The organism is Streptomyces sp. NEAU-174, from assembly GCF_052665095.1.
The window spans coordinates 389,534-407,050 of sequence record NZ_JBQTCE010000008.1 but is presented as its reverse complement, the minus strand read 5'-3'; the positions used below and the strand labels follow the sequence as shown (position 1 = coordinate 407,050).

At 68.7% G+C, this 17,517-nt stretch carries 12 protein-coding genes; 6 read left to right on the top strand and 6 right to left on the bottom strand.

What is annotated here, in order from left to right; all coding sequences use genetic code 11:
* Window positions 1–255: 255 nt before the first annotated feature.
* The 6 genes from rpsL to ACT2CW_RS25080 all read left to right on the top strand — a co-directional run bounded on the left by rpsL (window position 256) and on the right by ACT2CW_RS25080 (window position 6,466).
* On the top strand, window positions 256–627 hold the full coding sequence (rpsL, locus tag ACT2CW_RS25105) for a 30S ribosomal protein S12 (RefSeq protein ID WP_014054153.1): 372 nt from the start codon (window positions 256–258) through the stop codon (window positions 625–627).
* A 2-nt stretch (window positions 628–629) separates the two neighbouring features.
* The gene (rpsG, locus tag ACT2CW_RS25100) at window positions 630–1,100 is read left to right on the top strand and encodes a 30S ribosomal protein S7 (protein ID WP_014178748.1); all 471 of its coding nucleotides are present in this window, start codon (window positions 630–632) and stop codon (window positions 1,098–1,100) included.
* A 38-nt stretch (window positions 1,101–1,138) separates the two neighbouring features.
* A complete protein-coding gene (gene fusA / locus ACT2CW_RS25095) occupies window positions 1,139–3,259 on the top strand; it encodes an elongation factor G (protein WP_037952877.1) in 2,121 nt (706 codons plus the stop codon).
* Window positions 3,260–3,484: 225 nt separating this feature from the next.
* Window positions 3,485–4,678 (top strand): elongation factor Tu, encoded by a 1,194-nt coding sequence (tuf, locus tag ACT2CW_RS25090; protein ID WP_037952879.1) that lies wholly within the window; start codon window positions 3,485–3,487, stop codon window positions 4,676–4,678.
* Window positions 4,679–4,791: 113 nt separating this feature from the next.
* Window positions 4,792–5,364: a hypothetical protein gene (locus tag ACT2CW_RS25085; protein ID WP_445518343.1), complete on the top strand. Its 573-nt coding sequence runs from the start codon at window positions 4,792–4,794 to the stop codon at window positions 5,362–5,364.
* A complete protein-coding gene (locus ACT2CW_RS25080) occupies window positions 5,357–6,466 on the top strand; it encodes an SRPBCC family protein (RefSeq protein WP_445518342.1) in 1,110 nt (369 codons plus the stop codon). The genes ACT2CW_RS25085 and ACT2CW_RS25080 overlap by 8 nt, the downstream gene beginning before the upstream one ends.
* Window positions 6,467–6,799: 333 nt before the next feature.
* Here ACT2CW_RS25080 and ACT2CW_RS25075 read toward each other — a convergent pair whose 3' ends face one another.
* From ACT2CW_RS25075 to drmA, 6 genes are all read right to left on the bottom strand, one after another.
* Entirely contained in the window at window positions 6,800–8,953 is a 2,154-nt protein-coding gene (locus tag ACT2CW_RS25075; protein WP_445518341.1) for a PIG-L family deacetylase, read from the bottom strand.
* Between the two features lie 172 nt (window positions 8,954–9,125).
* Complete coding sequence (locus ACT2CW_RS25070) at window positions 9,126–10,115, bottom strand: GNAT family N-acetyltransferase (RefSeq protein ID WP_445518340.1); 990 nt, start codon at window positions 10,113–10,115, stop codon at window positions 9,126–9,128.
* A 103-nt stretch (window positions 10,116–10,218) separates the two neighbouring features.
* Complete coding sequence (locus tag ACT2CW_RS25065; RefSeq protein ID WP_445518339.1) at window positions 10,219–11,034, bottom strand: DUF3152 domain-containing protein; 816 nt, start codon at window positions 11,032–11,034, stop codon at window positions 10,219–10,221.
* A 91-nt stretch (window positions 11,035–11,125) separates the two neighbouring features.
* Window positions 11,126–11,881: a DISARM system phospholipase D-like protein DrmC gene (gene drmC, locus ACT2CW_RS25060; protein ID WP_445518338.1), complete on the bottom strand. Its 756-nt coding sequence runs from the start codon at window positions 11,879–11,881 to the stop codon at window positions 11,126–11,128.
* A complete protein-coding gene (gene drmB, locus ACT2CW_RS25055; RefSeq protein WP_445518337.1) occupies window positions 11,878–13,734 on the bottom strand; it encodes a DrmB family protein in 1,857 nt (618 codons plus the stop codon). Before drmB ends, drmC begins: the two co-directional genes overlap by 4 nt.
* Window positions 13,731–17,360, bottom strand: coding sequence for a DISARM system helicase DrmA (gene drmA, locus ACT2CW_RS25050; RefSeq protein ID WP_445518336.1), 3,630 nt, complete (start codon window positions 17,358–17,360; stop codon window positions 13,731–13,733). Before drmA ends, drmB begins: the two co-directional genes overlap by 4 nt.
* Between the last annotated feature and the right edge of the window lie 157 nt (window positions 17,361–17,517).

The following is a 17,517-nucleotide window of genomic DNA, read 5'->3' as shown; positions in this document are numbered from 1 at the left end:
GGTTGGTGTGTCCAGCGCGTGTGCATTTGTTTTGACCGGAGCCGATGCTATAGGTACGCTCTGACCTTGTGCCTGGGGTGTCCCTGGGCTCCTGTGCGCGCTTCCAGACCGCTCGGGGGCCCGAGGTGTCGACACCAACAATCTGCACTCTCTGACTTTCGCAGAGGGCTGCGGTGCGCGACACACCCGACCGCGTGGGTCGGAGAAACTCCAGGTTAGCTTTACCGAGACTGGCACACAGAAACCGGAGAAACGGTGCCTACGATCCAGCAGCTGGTCCGCAAGGGCCGCCAGGACAAGGTCGAGAAGAACAAGACCCCCGCCCTCGCGGGGTCGCCGCAGCGCCGTGGTACATGCACCCGCGTGTTCACCACGACGCCGAAGAAGCCGAACTCGGCGCTCCGCAAGGTCGCGCGTGTCCGGCTGAGCAGTGGGATCGAGGTCACCGCCTATGTCCCCGGTGAGGGGCACAACTTGCAGGAGCACTCCATCGTGCTCGTGCGTGGCGGTCGTGTGAAGGACCTGCCGGGTGTTCGTTACAAGATCATCCGCGGCTCCCTCGACACGCAGGGCGTCAAGAACCGCAAGCAGGCTCGCAGCCGCTACGGCGCCAAGAAGGAGAAGTAAGAATGCCTCGTAAGGGTCCCGCCCCGAAGCGCCCGGTCATCATCGACCCGGTCTACAACTCTCCTCTGGTGACGTCCCTCATCAACAAGGTCCTGCTGAACGGCAAGCGCTCCACTGCCGAGCGCATTGTCTACGGCGCCATGGAGGGCCTGCGCGAGAAGTCCGGCAACGACCCGGTCATCACCCTCAAGCGCGCGCTGGAGAACGTCAAGCCGACCCTCGAGGTCCGCTCCCGCCGTGTCGGTGGCGCCACCTACCAGGTGCCGGTCGAGGTCCGCCCCGGTCGCTCCTCCACCCTTGCGCTGCGCTGGCTGGTGGGCTACTCCCGTGCCCGTCGTGAGAAGACCATGACCGAGCGCCTGATGAACGAGCTGCTGGACGCCAGCAATGGTCTGGGCGCCTCCGTCAAGCGTCGCGAGGACACCCACAAGATGGCCGAGTCCAACAAGGCCTTCGCGCACTACCGCTGGTAGTCGCTACCCCATCGAGAACCGAGAGAAGACTGAGCCATATGGCCACCACTTCACTTGACCTGGCCAAGGTCCGCAATATTGGGATCATGGCCCACATCGACGCGGGCAAGACGACCACCACCGAGCGGATCCTCTTCTACACCGGCGTGAGCTACAAGATCGGTGAAGTCCACGATGGCGCCGCCACCATGGACTGGATGGAGCAGGAGCAGGAGCGCGGCATCACCATCACGTCCGCCGCGACGACCTGTCACTGGCCGCTCGAGAACGTCGACCACACGATCAACATCATCGACACCCCTGGGCACGTCGACTTCACCGTTGAGGTGGAGCGCAGCCTGCGCGTGCTCGACGGTGCCGTGACGGTGTTCGACGGCGTGGCCGGCGTCGAGCCGCAGTCCGAGACCGTATGGCGTCAGGCGGACCGCTACGGCGTTCCGCGTATCTGCTTCGTCAACAAGCTCGACCGCACCGGTGCGGAGTTCCACCGCTGCGTCGACATGATCACGGACCGCCTCGGCGCGGTGCCGCTGGTCATGCAGCTGCCGATCGGCACCGAGGCCGACTTCAAGGGCGTGGTCGACCTCGTCCAGATGAAGGCGCTGGTCTGGTCCGCCGAGGCGACCAAGGGCGAGATGTACGACACCGTCGACATCCCGGACACCCACACCGAGGCCGCCGACGAGTGGCGCGGCAAGCTGCTCGAGGGCGTCGCCGAGAACGACGAAGAGATGATGGAGCTGTACCTCGAGGGCGAGGAGCCCACCGAGGAGCAGCTGTACGCGGCGATCCGCCGTATCACCATCGCCTCCGGCAAGGGCGGCGGCACCACCGTCACCCCCGTGTTCTGCGGCACCGCGTTCAAGAACAAGGGCGTGCAGCCCCTGCTCGACGCGGTCGTCCGGTACCTGCCGTCGCCGATCGACATCGAGGCGATCGAGGGCCACTCGGTCAAGGACCCCGACGAGGTCATCAAGCGTCGTCCTTCCGAGGAAGAGCCGCTGTCGGCCCTGGCGTTCAAGATCGCGAGCGACCCGCACCTCGGCAAGCTCACCTTCATCCGTGTGTACTCCGGCCGCATGGACGCCGGCACCCAGGTGCTGAACTCCGTGAAGGGCAAGAAGGAGCGCATCGGCAAGATCTACCGGATGCACGCGAACAAGCGTGAGGAGATCGACTCGGTGGGTGCCGGCGACATCGTCGCCGTCATGGGTCTGAAGCAGACCACCACCGGTGAGACCCTCTCCGACGCGGCGAACCCGGTGATCCTGGAGTCGATGGACTTCCCGGCCCCGGTCATCGAGGTGGCCATCGAGCCGAAGTCCAAGGGTGACCAGGAGAAGCTGGCCGTCGCGATCCAGCGGCTTGCCGAGGAGGACCCGTCCTTCCGCGTCAAGACCGATGAGGAGACCGGCCAGACGATCATCTCCGGCATGGGCGAGCTGCACCTCGATGTGCTGGTCGACCGCATGCGCCGGGAGTTCAAGGTCGAGGCCAACGTCGGTAAGCCGCAGGTGGCCTACCGCGAGACGCTGCGCAAGCCGGTCGAGCGGTACGACTACACGCACAAGAAGCAGACTGGTGGTTCCGGCCAGTTCGCGAAGGTGCAGATCGCGCTGGAGCCGCTCGAGGGCGATGGCTACGAGTTCGAGAACAAGGTCACCGGTGGCCGCATCCCGCGGGAGTACATCCCGTCGGTGGACGCGGGCTGCCAGGAGGCCATGGAGTTCGGCGTGCTCGCGGGCTACCCGTTGACCGGTGTGAAGGTCACCCTGCTCGACGGTGGCTACCACGAGGTCGACTCGTCCGAGATGGCGTTCAAGATCGCCGGTTCGATGGCCTTCAAGGAGGCCGCCCGCAAGGCCAGCCCGGCCCTGCTCGAGCCGATGATGAAGGTCGAGGTCACCACGCCCGAGGACTACATGGGTGACGTGATCGGCGACATCAACTCCCGTCGCGGGCAGATCCAGTCCATGGAGGACCGGAGCGGCGCCAAGCTGGTCACCGGCCTGGTTCCGCTGTCGGAGATGTTCGGCTACGTGGGCGACCTGCGCAGCAAGACGTCCGGCCGCGCCAGCTACTCCATGCAGTTCGACTCCTACGCCGAGGTTCCGCGGAACGTCGCCGAGGAGATCATCGCGAAGGCCAAGGGCGAGTAAGGCGGGTTCATCCGCATTTCTCACCCTTTAGGCTGGAAGCACAAGGCATCGGGGCAATCCGTTGTGGAGCGCGTTCACCGCGTTTCATGACGGGCCCCGGCCGCCGGCCCCCATACGAATACGGCGAAGGGCATCCCCCTCGGGGTCCTGGCCGGTTCGGTAAGACCACCTGAACCCATCCGCAAAGCGTGGATGCGTACAGAACCACTCCACAGGAGGACCCCAGTGGCGAAGGCGAAGTTCGAGCGGACTAAGCCGCACGTCAACATCGGCACCATCGGTCACATCGACCACGGTAAGACCACGCTTACCGCTGCGATCACCAAGGTGCTGCACGACGCGTACCCGGACCTGAACGAGGCCTCGGCCTTCGACCAGATCGACAAGGCTCCTGAGGAGCGCCAGCGCGGTATTACCATCTCCATCGCGCACGTCGAGTACCAGACCGAGTCGCGTCACTACGCGCATGTTGACTGCCCCGGTCACGCGGACTACATCAAGAACATGATCACCGGTGCGGCGCAGATGGACGGCGCCATCCTCGTGGTCGCCGCCACCGACGGCCCGATGCCGCAGACCAAGGAGCACGTGCTCCTGGCCCGCCAGGTCGGCGTGCCGTACATCGTTGTCGCCCTGAACAAGGCCGACATGGTGGACGACGAGGAGATCCTGGAGCTCGTCGAGCTCGAGGTCCGTGAGCTGCTCTCCGAGTACGAGTTCCCGGGCGACGACGTCCCGGTCGTCAAGGTCTCGGCGCTCAAGGCGCTCGAGGGCGACGCCGAGTGGGGCAAGTCCGTCCTCGACCTGATGAAGGCCGTCGACGAGTCGATCCCGCAGCCGGAGCGCGACGTCGACAAGCCGTTCCTGATGCCGATCGAGGACGTCTTCACCATCACCGGTCGCGGTACGGTCGTCACCGGCCGTATCGAGCGCGGTGTGCTGAAGGTCAACGAGAACGTCGACATCATCGGCATCAAGCAGGAGAAGACCTCGACCACCGTCACCGGTATCGAGATGTTCCGCAAGCTGCTCGACGAGGGCCAGGCCGGTGAGAACGTCGGTCTGCTGCTCCGCGGCATCAAGCGCGAGGACGTCGAGCGCGGCCAGGTCATCATCAAGCCGGGCTCGGTCACTCCGCACACCGAGTTCGAGGCCCAGGCGTACATCCTGTCCAAGGACGAGGGTGGCCGCCACACGCCGTTCTTCAACAACTACCGTCCGCAGTTCTACTTCCGTACCACGGACGTGACGGGCGTTGTGACCCTCCCCGAGGGCACCGAGATGGTCATGCCGGGCGACAACACCGAGATGTCCGTCCAGCTGATCCAGCCGGTCGCCATGGAGGAGGGCCTGAAGTTCGCCATCCGTGAGGGTGGCCGGACCGTCGGCGCCGGCCAGGTCACCAAGATCAACAAGTGACCTGACGCTCCCCGGAGCAAAGAGCCCCATCCGCTTCTTGCGGGTGGGGCTCTTTCGTATGTGGGTACCCGGCCGTCCACATCGAAGCCGCGTTCGACTTCGGGAGCGAATAGATGATGACAAATGGCAAGATCGCGGTCGCGGTCGTGGGGGGCTACCTCCTCGGGCGTACCAAGAAGGCGAAACTCGCCGTCGGGCTGGGCATGTTGCTGGCCGGTAAGAAGATCACGCTGGATCCGCAGCAGCTGAAGAAGTCCCTCGCCGAGGCGCCGCTGCTGAGCGGCCTCAACTCGGAGGTGCGCAAGGAGCTGGTCGACGCCACCCGGCAGGCCGCGACCAAGGCAGTCTCCGGCCGGGTGAGCGGCCTCGCCGACTCGCTGCACGAGCGCACGGCGCTGCTGCGCGGCGAAGGCGAAGGCGAGGGCGGGGACGAAGGCGGGGACGAGGAGCCCGCCGAGGGGCCGGAGGGTGAGGCGGAACCCGAGCCGAAGCGGAAGCCGAAGCCGTCGAGGCCGCCGCGCAAGGCGGCGGCCAAGGCCCCGGCTCGCCCGGCGAAGAAGAGCCCGGCGAAGAAGACCGCCGCGTCCGGGTCCGGTACGGCGAAGAAGTCCGCGGCCAAGAAGACCACGGCGAAGAAGGCCGCCGCGAAGAAGACCGCCAGGACCGCGGGGGGCCGCAATGGCTGACACGCTCGGCAAGCTCAAGGACGACATCGTCAAGAACCCGGCCACCGACCGTCTGAAGGACGAGCTGCGCGACTATGTCCAGGCACGTGCGGCCCATGCGATCTCCGGCCTCGGCTCGGGCCTCGCCAAGGGGGCGCAGTCCCTCTCCGAGGGCAAGTCTCCGGGGCAGGCCCTGATGAAGGCCGGTACGTCCCAGCTGAAGGACTCGCTCAAGGACTCGCTGAAGGAGAAGGTCAAAGGGGTCTTCGGCAAGGGTGCAAAGGGCGGCAAGGGCAAGAGCGGGGGCGGCAAGTCCAAGAGCGTGACGGTCGTCGAGGACATCGACGTGGGGGTGCCGGTCCGCGAGGCGTACAACCAGTGGACCCAGTTCCAGGAGTTCAGCACCTTCGCCAAGGGGGTCGTCAGCGTCGAGAAGGCCGACGACACCAGCAGCAACTGGAAGGTGAAGGTCGCCAAGTCCACGCGCAGCTGGAAGGCCAACGTCACCGAGCAGGTGGCCGACGAGCGGATCAGCTGGACCACGGAGGGTGCGAAGGGCACCGTCAAGGGCGTCGTCACCTTTCACCCGCTCGGGGACAACCTCACCCGGGTGCTGCTGGTTCTCGAGTACTTCCCCAAGGGGCTCTTCGAGAAGACCGGCAACATCTGGCGGGCCCAGGGCCGACGGGCCCGGCTCGATCTGAAGCTCTACCGGAAGTTCATCATGATGCGCGGCGAGGCCACGGACGGCTGGCGCGGCGAGATCCGGGACGGCGAGGTGGTGCGGGACCACGAGACGGCCGTGGAGGAGGAAGAGCGCGAGCAGGCCGCCGACGAGACCGGTGAGACCGGCGAGGGCGAGGAGACCGGGGGAGACGCCGATGAGGCGGCCGAGGCTGAGGATGAGTACGAGGAGGAGCCCGAAGGCGCCGAGCCCGAGGAGTACGACGAGGGGTACGAGGAGGAGCCGGAGGCCGCCGGGGAGCCGGACGAGGCCGAAGAGCCGGAGGAGCCGGAGGAGCCGGAGGAACCCGAGGACGCCGAGGCGTATGAGGAGCCCGAGGAGCCCGAAGAGGAACTCGAGGAGGAATCCGGCCGCCGCCCCGCCGCGGCCCGCCGCTGAGCACCCCCGGCGACCGCCGGACACGACGGGGCCCCACCCAGACACAAGACGCCGGGTGGGGCCCCGGCCGTGCCGCACGAAGGAGGCCGTGGCCGCACGGAGAGTCGGGCCGGCGGCCGACTCGGGGATCCGGACGGAACGCGGCCCGGGGGGCGCCGCCGGGGGCGCCGCGCGGCGAGGGGACACACGCTGGGGGCGCGCCCCGGACGACGTGCGCCTGGTGATGCCCCGGCGCGCCGGTACGCGGCCTGGACGACGTCCACCGAAGACGTCGCTCTGGGGGCGCCGCGCGGGGCCGCCCACTGGGCGGGCCCCGTGGGCGGCGACCGGGGGCTACGCCCGCGAGGTGGGGCGGGGGCGCCAGATCCAGGGGGTGGCGTCGGGGGACAGGCCCACCACGCAGACCCCCTGGTGGCCGTCGTCCGCCAGGAGTGCCGGGGCGCCGACCGGAGTCAGGTGGCCGGGGGAGCGCAGTGGTTTGGCGTCCGGGCCGGTGCCGTACTGGACCTGGACCTCCCCGCCCAGGTCGCGGCCGACCAGCAGCAGCGTCTTCGCCTCGCGGCGGCCGGACGGTTCGGCCACGGTATGCGCGGCGATCGGCCCGTAGCCCTCGAAGTGCCGCACCGTGAGGGTGGTTTCGCCGTGGACGGCGGGCACGGTGGCCGTGGGGGTGCGGTAGATCAGCGCGAGCGTGCCGTCGGGGGCCACCGCGGCGCCCAGCTGGTCCCCGCCGGGGCGCGGCAGACCGGACGGCGGGCGCAGGGCGACCGGGCCGCCGGCCCACTCCTGGGCCCAGTGGTGGACGGTGTCGCGGCCGGGGGCGAGGACATGGACCTGTCCCTCGGCGTCCAGCAGCGCGGTCAGCCCGTCCTGGATCTCGGCGCCGCCGAGCCGCTGCCAGGGACCCCAGTGGCCCTTCGCGTCCCGTACCCGGGTGGCCAGGCCCTTGTCCGCGGTCCGTACGAAGAGGTGCACCCGGCCGTCCGGGGTGGCGACCGCCGCCGGGCAGCCGACTCGGCGGCCGTGCTCGGGGTCGGTCTCGGGGGTGCCGAGGCCGGTCCAGGCGCGGAACGGGCCGTCCGGGCGGCGCTGCTCCAGCACCACGATCTCGCGCAGGTCGCCCGCGCCCTGTCCCGCCAGCGCCGCGAACCGCAGCGCGAACAGCACCTGCCGCCCCGCGCTGTCCCGCACCGCGGCGAGCGCCGGGGCGAGCGGTCCGCCGCCGAGCCCCTGCGGCGCCCCGAACCGTCCGCTGCCGGGCCCGGTCTCGCGCCACCGCACGGCCTGGGCGCCGAGCACGCCGTACGCCGCGAGCCGCCCCTGGGCGTCCGTGGTGGGCGCGGGCAGCGAGGCGGGGTAGCGGTAGTGGGTGGAGCGGATCCAGCCCTTGCGGTTCCGCAGCGGGCGCACCCCGCCCTGGCTGTAGTCGCCGCAGCCGGCCGCGTTGCCGCAGTCCCAGTCCGGCGCGCCGCCGTAGGACTTGATCGCGCGGGCCTTCTGGGCGAGCACCGCGGGCGGCAGATTGTGCGGCCAGCGCTGGTTGTAGTAGCCGCGGAACGCGGTGGTGGTGAAGCGCGGGGCGCGCTGGTCCCGCTGGGTGGCGGTGGCCACCCACTGGGCGATCGCCTTCCAGGTGAACAGCGCGACCGGGGTGTGGTCGCGGTGGTCCGAGCAGCCCGGCTGATCGTTGTCCTTGGGGTGCAGGACGTCGTGCACCTGGAAGTCGGGGTCCGGGTCCAGGGTGTGGATCAGCGTGGGCCGATAGCGGTCCATGATCCCGGCGAGCACGTCGACCAGCGTCTGATGGCCGTACGAGCTGGGGTGCGCCACGGGGGAGCCGGTGGCCAGGAGGGTGCGCATCACGGTGCCCGGGGTGTTCCACAGCGCCGGGATCCGTGCGCCGCCGTCCGACAGCATCGCGATGTTGAGGAAGATCAACCGGGCGCTGCGGGCGCCGCCCACGAGGGTGTTGGTCTCCGCCGTGACCCCGCCGGGCAGCCGCAGCACCGACCGCTGCCAGGGCGCGAACTGGTTCAGCCCCATCATCTGCGCGTACGCCTGCCGCAGCCCCTGGTGGCGGGAGGCGGAGTACGCGGCCTTGTCGGCGTGCGGGATCGGCGTCCCCGCCTGGTGGTTGATCCCCCGGGCCTCACCGGCCGTGACGTACACGCACACCACCGGGACGCCGGAGCGCAGCACCTGCTCGGCGTCCGGGTTCATGAAGTACAGATCGTCGTCGGGGTGCGCCATGATCTGCAACAGCAGCGCCCGCTTGTCGCCCGCCGCCGAGGTGAACGGCTCCGCCGCCCCGGGCTCACTGGCCCGCGCGGGCTCCGCTGCCGCGCCGCGCGCATGTCCGGCCCCGCATCCGGCGATACCGGTGACCCCGGCGATCCCCACGGCTCCCCCGGCGGTGAGCGCCGCCAGCGCGGCGAGCGTCTGCCTGCGGGTGGTCCGCGCCCCCCGCGATGTCCATCGACTGTTCAATTTGGTGACCCTGTCACTTCGGCAGCGCGTAGTCTCCGGCTGCTCCGAGTGAAGGGACGGTCGGTGATCTTGACAGGTTGTCCGATGGCCGGGAGGTGTCGGTCACAGATCGGACACATCGTCACCACGGGGCCGACGCATACCGCCGGGGGCCGACACCCCTCCGGCTACGTCAGTCGGCGATCAGCACCCCGAGCACCGCGAGCCAGCAGGCCGCGACCAGCACCGGCAGCAACATCATGATCGCGCCGGTCGGGGACACCTTCAGATAGGCGGCGCCGGGGTCGTCGGTGCGGCGGTTCACTATCCGCTCGCCGCCGTGCCAGGCCATGTACTCCTCGAGCTCGATCACCGCCTCCTTGCGCGCCAGGAGGTACTGGCGTCCGAAGCGCAGCATCAGCGAGAAGCCCAGCGACACTCCGATGCCGATGACCGCGATGATCATCGCCAGCCCCTTGCCGAGGTCGCCGCCCGCGCCCTCCTTGCCGAGGCAGAAAGCCATGGCGGCCGCGAGGCCCGCGGTGATGTAGAAGAAGTTGTTCAGCTTCTGCCAGTTGAGGTTGTCCTCGTGCTTGTAGAGGTCCACCGCGATCCCGTACTGCGCGTGCAGCATCGCCTCACGCGGTTTGCGCCACACCCACACCACCCGGGGCAGCCCGTCCGGCGGGGTCAGCCGGGTCAGCTCCTGGAACCCGAGCTTGTGGTGGAAGCGGGCGGACGCGTCGTTGGGGGGATCGTTGACCACGGCGGCGATCACGGGGCTGAAGTCCCACTGGTCGATGACGTGGTAGTAGAGCATCGAGGCGATGCCGGCCCGCGCGGCGTCGCGGGCCACGCAGATCTGCTTGATCACCAGGAAGCTGCCGAGCGCCGTCTTGATCCGGCGGTTCAGCCATTCGTCCGGCTCGACCTGGTCGGAGCTGTAGGCCAGCAGGAACGCCAGCACTTGCCCGCCCTTGACCGCCACATAGAAGTGCTCGGCGGTCTCCAGCCGGGCGCGGTAGTCGGCCTCGGTGTACGCCGAGACCAGGAAGCCCCCCTCCACCGTCCCCTGGGTGCCGTCCGGGCCGGTCAGACTCCGTGACTCGGCGAGCCGGGCGATCTGCTCCACATGCTCCTCGCCCGCCCGTAAGATCTCCACCCGCAGCGGCACTCCGGCCATCCCGATCCCCCCTCGTCCCGGCGCGCCGAACCTACCGTGGGCCCGGTCGCCGCACCACCGTGCCTCCCGGGGGCGGTGCGTCGCAGTTCGGCCCTGTCCGGCCTTATGACACCGCCGGGCCCCCGATGTACCTGCCCTCCGCGCTGTAGGGCCACTCGTTCGCGACACAGCCCTTGAGCCCGTATATCTGCTGCATCATCACCGGCGCCCGTTTGCCCTTCCCGGGGCAGGTCTCGTGGCCGTGGCCGATGCGGTGGCCGACCTCGTGGTTGACGATCAGCGCCCGGTAGCCGCTGATGGGGCCGGAGAACTCCGGTGAGCCGGTGTTCCAGCGTTTGAGGTTGACCATGACCTGGGAGCCGGCGTCGCAGTTGACCTCGCCATGGGTGTCCAGGCCCGCGGCGCCGCAGATCTCGTCGACCGTGTCCGGGGTGGCGATCTTCACCTCGAAGTCGGAGGGGCCGTCGGCGACCAGCTGGAAGGAGTGGATGCCGTCGTTGGTCCAGCCGCGCTTGTCGGCGAGGATCGCCGAGATCTCGGCCGCGGCCCGCTTCGCGTCGACGCCGGTGCCCTTCTCCACCATGACCTTGAACCGCCGCGGGTCGCTTCCCTTGCCGATCACCGCGCCGGAGGACCTCGCGGTGACGAACTCGCCGGTCGCGGTGGTGGGGGAGCCGGGGCGAGGTCTGGAGGTGGCCGAGATGGCGTCGGGCGGCAGGGCTGCCGGGGCCGTGGCGCGGGCCGCGCCCTTGCCGCCGCCGTCGCCGTCGTCGCGTAACGCGAACACGACCCCGGCGATCAGGGCCGCACCGGCGGCCAGTGCCACCGCCACGTTCCGGGGGCGGGTGCTCCGGGTGGTGCGCCCCCGGCGTCTGGGTGGTGAGGTGGACGGGCCGGGGGCCTGCGCGGTGGAGGTCATGGGGGCGCTTCCAGGGGGTGTCAGTGTCGTGTGTTCCCCTGGAGAGACGTGTGAGAAGGGTGACCGGTTGGGGCTTGTGGGTTTCCGCTCCTCAAGTCGTCCATACCAGGCGGAGGACCCCTGCTTCCGGTGAGGTGAGCCAGCGGAAGTGATCGACAATTCGACCGACCGTTAGCGGGTCGCTCAGAATGACACCCAGTTCGATGTTCATGCCCATTGCGTGATCGGTGAGATTGGCGCTGCCCAGCAAGGCTGTATGCCGATCGGCGGCGATGAGTTTGGCGTGGAGGACACCAGGAGCTGAGGCGTTCACGCGATGCCAGATCCGGACGCCGTTCTGAAGGGTCGTAAAGGCCCGTGCGGCTGCGGTGGACTCCTCTAGCACCAGATCTACGCGTATGCCCCGTCCTACGGCCAGGCGCAGTTCCGACATAAGCTCAATGACGCCGAATGCGGCAAAGCTAGCGATGAGCAGCGACTCGCGCGCAGACCGTATGACATCGACAGTGACGCCTCCGGTGAGACGGACAGGGATGGCAGGGCTCACTGGCCCGCTCACCACCAATTGGATCGATCGCTCGGTTTCGGAGGCTTCAGGCGCCATGGCAGTGGTCAGGGCCAAAGCTATGGCCGTCCCTGGAAGGCCCGGTGCTTCCTCCCGCCACGCCTGCTGTATCGCGTCCAGGTGATGTGTGAGACCTGCGGCCGGATTGGCTGCGGCGAACTGGTCGAGAGCCTGGTCTTCGGGGCCCTCGGCCGCGCGCAGGGCCGCGGCGTAGTCGGTGAGCCGGTCTGTTGGCAACCGCCTGGCCAACTTGGCGAGGAGCCCAGGCAGGCGCTCCGTCATTGCAGGAAGGCGCCGAGGTCACCGGCGAGCGTCTCGACGAGCAGAGCGCGGTCAAGGTAGTGGTTACCCCGCTCGCAGGATGTCTCCGCGGCGAAGAGACAGGCATGGCAGGCGGCTCCGTGCAGACGGCTGTGTACGCGAGGGTCGTGCTCGGCGCACATGGGGTCGGAACTGCACAGTCGGGCCTCTTCGAGCGCCTGGGTGATGAGAGGGCCGAGCCGGTCCCGGTCACCGAGGGAAACCAGGCCGCCCAGTGTGCCCTCACTATCGGGAGCTGCTGTGTACAGAAGGATGCCCGCCATGGGGCGATTCCCGGCCCGGGCATATATCCGTTCCGCAATGCCGGAAGCTCCGTATCCGCACTCAAGGGCGAATTGGCGGATCAGAGTGTGGGCGAAGGTGTGCAGCAGGACATAGCGGATCCCCGGCCATTGCGGTTCGACCCCACGGGCCAGGCACCATCTGAGGTGGGCTGCCTTCAGGGTTCTCTCGCGGGTGATCACATCGGGGCGTGTCTCCCACTGGGCAAGCTGTTCCTCGCGCAAGGCCAGGAAAACGCCTTCGCCGCGCAGCTCCGCACAGGGCACCCATGTCGGCGGTTCCCTGGTGAGCGGCGCGGCCAGGGTGCCTGGGTCGTCGTCCTGCGGCATCCACTCCGGGGCATCGATGCGGGTGAAGCCGGTGAGGGCGGAGACTTCGCGCAGCCGGTGAACCAGGACGACTCGGTCCAGCCAGTTCGAGGCGGTATGGGGGACCGGCTCGTGATCGGTGGTGAAGTCGGGCAGTTCATGGCGCCTGGGCGCCGTGAACGCCTCCCATTCGGGGGTGGCCAGGTCGAAGTCTTCGTCTTCTGCTGCCTCGTCTGTCACCGTTCCCGTTGAGAGGGTGGCCTCTTCGGTGACCGCCTTCCACACCTCGTCTACGCCATAGGGTTCCAGTTCCGGCCAGCATGCCTGAGTGGGCAGCAGCATCTTGGCCGCCTCGGCAGGGACGGCCGCAAGGAGTTGCAGGGAGCCCCAGTGCTCGCGCACGGCTTGGGCGAGGGGCTCCTCAGCGCGGGGGAGGCTGAAGACTCTCAGCTGGGAGGCGAACCAGCTGTTTGTGGCGCCGAGTGCGATGGTACGGACCTTCTTGTCGCATTCTGCGAAGGTACCCAGGTGGGGGTGGTGCCCGCGGCATGCCGGCAGTTCCTGTTCACCGCGTCTGCCCATGGCCTCGGCCATGGACCGCGCCGCGACGTTGTCGCAAGAGCATTGAACGAACACGTTGGCGGCCTCACCCGTCGTCCCGCGCTCCACCAGCGTGAGGGTGCACTCGGCCGGGGGATCGGCACCACGGTGGACGAAGTACTGCCATGGAAAGTCGTCCATGTGTCCCGCGGAACAGGCGATGAGGAAGCGGGCGGGTACAGCGGTGGGCCTGCGGCGCCCCGAGCCGAAGCAGTTGTGGACGTATCGGGTGTTCTCTGGCCGGAAGAAGTGCTCTTCCAGCTCGAACAGACCGGAGAGGGCAGGCGACAGTTGGTTGCACTGTTCCCGGGAACAGCGCAACCAGCGAGGGAACAGCGCCACGGGGACGCCCACTCTCGACCAGTCTCCGAAGGGATCGGTGGTCTCCTGTAGGTAGGGCGGAGTCCGCAGCGTAGTGACCTGGGAGCCGAGACGCCGGCGAACGGCGGCGAGCAGCCGGTCTTCGGCGAGCGGCTTGGCTCGTTCGAGCTCCCAGTGATCGAGCCCGAGCACCAGCGTGGAAAGGTTCGGCAGGTCGGTGACGGAACCGACGCCATAGGTGTGCAGAAGCTGGCTGGGACGGAGCTCGCCCACGCGCAGCGGTCCATTGGCCGGGGTGGTCACAGCGTCTCCGAAGGGGCGTCGGCGGAGTCATCGGTGTCGGACTGGGGTCGGGGCGTGAACGGTGGCTCGGACGCGGGGTCCTGGCCGATGTCGCCCACGAACAACAGACGGATGGGCGGCTCCACCTCGCGCAGGGATGTCGGGCAGGTCATCAGCTGCCATCGGGCGCCGTCGGGCTCCTTCAACAACGGTGTGACGTCGCCCTGGCGCCGGGCGGCCCGGTATCCGAGTACGGCGCCAGGAGCCCTGCGGCGGCGCTCCCAATGGTCCAAGCGCTGCTTGAGCCGGCTGTCCAGGTCACGTCCCACGTGCTGATCGCGGGTGATGTCCTCGGCGCGCCGCTGGAGATAGCGCACGACATGGTCGGCCAGTTCACCCCGGATGTCGAAGAACTGGGCTCCTCGATTGGCGTTGTACTCCTGTTTGAGACCACGCACGAGCGCGGCGAGTACGCCAGTGAGTCCCCGGTCTACGGCTCGGTCCGCGAAGGGGGTGACGGACAGCGCCTCCACATGCTGGTAGATGGTCGAGTGGAACGATTCGAACGTCTCATAGTGGGACAGGTCGCGGGGGCGGGCCCAATTGAGGACAGTGAACACCAGCCCGGGAGCCTGACGGCCGACGCGACTGGTGGCCTGGATGTACTCCGCGGTGGACTTGGGCTGGTTGTTGACGACCATGACGCCGAGTCGGGATACGTCCACGCCCACCGCGATCATATTGGTCGCCAGGAGCACGTCGATGGGACGAGGAGAGGCCCTTTTCACTCCAGTAAAGCGAAGCTCGAGCTTCTCCAGAATGTCCGGGATGGCATCCGAGGACATACGGGAGGTGAGCTCCGCGGGCTCGGCAAGGAAGCGGGTGGCCAGACCGCGGCGATCGACTCGGGTGAGCCGGGTGGAGATGTCGTCCTCGACCAGGCGCCGCATGCCTCCCAAATCGCGGAGGCTGTTGAAGTAGCCGACCAACGTCATGTACGGATCGGTGAGGTCGCTGCGCCCGTAACGCTCGTGGAGCAATTGGGCGGCGGCGAGCTGCGCCACGTACACCCGGATGGCGACTGACTTGGTCCGCACACCCTGAGCACAGATGCCCACATACCGGCGCCCTGGTTTGACGCCCGTGCTCCTGCGGCGGGCGAAGAAGTTGTCGTCGGCGTCAAGGCCGGGAGGTGGGAAGACCGCGGTGGAGCGGCCGAAGAGGTCGTTGATCTGCCGCTCGGCACGCCGAACGGTGGCGGTGGACGCGATGACCTTGGGGCGTACGGCGCGTCCGGGCTGGATGTCCCAGGTGGCGAGTCTGTCGACGGCCGCTTCGTACAGGCCCGTGAGGGAGCCGAGCGGGCCGGAGATGAGATGGAGCTCGTCCTGGACGATGAGGTCCGGTGGACGCACCCGTGGGGCGTCCACGGTGCGGGCCGCGGGGTGGTTGCCGTGAGCCGGGTGACTCGCTCGCTCCCATTCGCTGTCCACGGCGTCGGCCGTGACATAGCCGTGCCGGGTGCAGCGCTTGGCGACGCGTCCGAACAGCGTCTGCGTCTCCCCTTTCCAGGGAAGCTGGGCGAATTTGTCGACAGTGGCGATGACCAGGCTGGGCGGCAGCCGGTAGATCTCCTCGTCGACGACGAGGACGGGCAACCCTCGCTCGTCCGCGGCGGTCTCGAACGCGCCTTCCCCGAAGGGGCAGGCGTAGAAGTCCGGACAGGTGATGAATGTGCGGCGCAGAGTGGTGTCAACCCTGATGTCGCGTCCGGCATCGAGCTTGGTGCCGCACCACGGACAGCTGGTGAGCTGATGAGGGGAGCCCGTGCGGCCCCGGCGGCCACGGCCCTTGTCCTTGCGGCGGTCCTTGAGCCAGGTGTCCGCCTGCTCGGTGGTGTTCGGGGTGACGTTTCCGCCGACCCAGAGGCCGATACGGAAGGGTGTGCCACCCCATGTGCCGGGGTCGGCGCGGCGGATGGTCTCGCAGGCGCAGATGAGAGCGGCGGCGCGCTGGAACTGCTGGATGGTGAGCAGCCGCAGGGTGTAGCGCATGAGGACGGCCACCCCGGGCTCGGCGTCCAGTCCGCCCAGGTGCGGCATACGGCGTCGGATGGCGAGAGTGAACGCGGTGAGGCCGAGATAGGCCTCGGTTTTGCCACCACCGGTGGGGAACCAGAGAAGGTCGGCCAGGGCGTCTTTGCCGTCGGCACGCTCGGGGTGTCCCGGGTCGGCGAGAGCGGGCAGATTGAGGAGCAGGAACGCCAGCTGGAAGGGGCGCCAGCTACGGTTTTCGGGCTTGTCCGCGTCGTGGACGGCGGTGTCCAACCCCAGCTCCGGGTCCCGGCGGCGGGCGGCGCTGGCGATGGTGTGGACGCGCTGTAGCCACATTGCGTGGTTGGCGAACCGGAAGGCGTCGAAGGCAGGGCCTTCGGCCAGTAGCAGTCCGATGCCGGCCTCGATACGGTCGGCGGTCTCGCCGGCGTGTTGCAGGTGACGAAGCGCCTCGGCCTCGTACCCGGCCAGGCGGGCGGTTTCGTCGTCGATGGTGCGCCGGGTGCGCTCGATCCAAGCCCGGTAGCCGTCGACTAGGGGCAGCAGCGCCTCACCTAACGCGGTGGGCTCCAGCTCCGAGAGTCCTTTCATGTCGAGGACCAGACCCCGCAGTTCGGTGAGGTCCTCGTCGTGCTGGCTGAACGGGTCCGGGACATCGGTGTGCGGGACCTCGTACGAGGGTGCGGCTGCCGTGGTGATGCGGACAGCGCGCAAGGGGTCCTCGGGGTTCGCCGCGGCCTGCACTCCCGTCCCGTGTCCCACGGCGAATTCGGGATGGAAGCGGTTCGTCATCGCCAGGGACCGCCGCTCGGCACGCTCCACGGAGTCGCCCCCGGCGCGATCGGGCCGGTGCCTGGGGAGGAAGGGGGCGGTGCCGTGCGGACCGCTGACGGACAGTTCGGCCTGGAACAACCAGTTGCGCGAGCCCTGCCGCTCTCCGTCCTCCTGGCCGTTGACGAGGAAGAGGGAGACAAGCCAGTCACCCGCGTGCCGATGGGCTCGGCCGCGGACCACCACCCTGGGGAACTCCTCCGCCAGGACGGGCTCCGGCTCGATCACCCCACCTTCCAGCAGCTTGACCGACACGGTCCCCGCGTACGGCCGTCGGTGCCAGACCCGGCCGCCGGTGTACTCCGGATCCTTGGACGGCCCCGGCTCGTATCGCGCCCAGCGGCAGTGCACGCGCAACTCGTCGACCGAGCCGTCGACTCGGGCGGTGAGGCCCAGGGAGGAGGGCTGGAGACTGGGCACATTGGGCGCGCCGGGATCCGGGTCGCCCTCTTCGGCATCCGTCACCGAGGCGACCGCCGCCTCGTCGAGCGTGGCGGGCTCGACGGGCAACCCGCCCAGTCTGACCCGTCCTTCGAAGGTCACACCTCCGGGCGCCAAGCGGCCGATGATGTAGTGGTCGACGGGATTGCCCGCGAGCTCCTCCTCCTTGTCCCCGGTGGGGCCGAGCAGGTCGGTGACGACGAGCTCCGCGAGTTCGTCGCGGAGCTGCTGAGGTGTGGGCGCGCTGAGGACCGATGCCACGCCCCGCTCCTGGGCGTCGGCAGGCTGCGGGGCGTTCTCGCGGCTGCTCTCCTGGGTCACGCCATTCACCTTAGGGCCGAGGGGTGACAGCGGGCAGGGCTCTTGAAGCGGATGGTGATCGAGTGCTTCCCGTAGATCGATACGGCGACTACGCTGTGCCACCGAGTGGACGCGGGGCGACGCGGGGGAGCGGATGGCAGGGGTGACAACCGGTGAC

Excerpts from the sequence above, each read along its gene's own strand:
- rpsG (WP_014178748.1), top strand. The coding sequence starts at position 630 with ATGCCTCGTAAGGGTCCCGCCCCGAAGCGCCCGGTCATCATCGACCCG.
- fusA (WP_037952877.1), top strand. The coding sequence starts at position 1,139 with ATGGCCACCACTTCACTTGACCTGGCCAAGGTCCGCAATATTGGGATC.
- ACT2CW_RS25085 (WP_445518343.1), top strand. The coding sequence starts at position 4,792 with ATGATGACAAATGGCAAGATCGCGGTCGCGGTCGTGGGGGGCTACCTC.
- ACT2CW_RS25080 (WP_445518342.1), top strand. The coding sequence starts at position 5,357 with ATGGCTGACACGCTCGGCAAGCTCAAGGACGACATCGTCAAGAACCCG.
- ACT2CW_RS25070 (WP_445518340.1), bottom strand. The coding sequence starts at position 10,115 with ATGGCCGGAGTGCCGCTGCGGGTGGAGATCTTACGGGCGGGCGAGGAG.
- ACT2CW_RS25065 (WP_445518339.1), bottom strand. The coding sequence starts at position 11,034 with ATGACCTCCACCGCGCAGGCCCCCGGCCCGTCCACCTCACCACCCAGA.
- drmC (WP_445518338.1), bottom strand. The coding sequence starts at position 11,881 with ATGACGGAGCGCCTGCCTGGGCTCCTCGCCAAGTTGGCCAGGCGGTTG.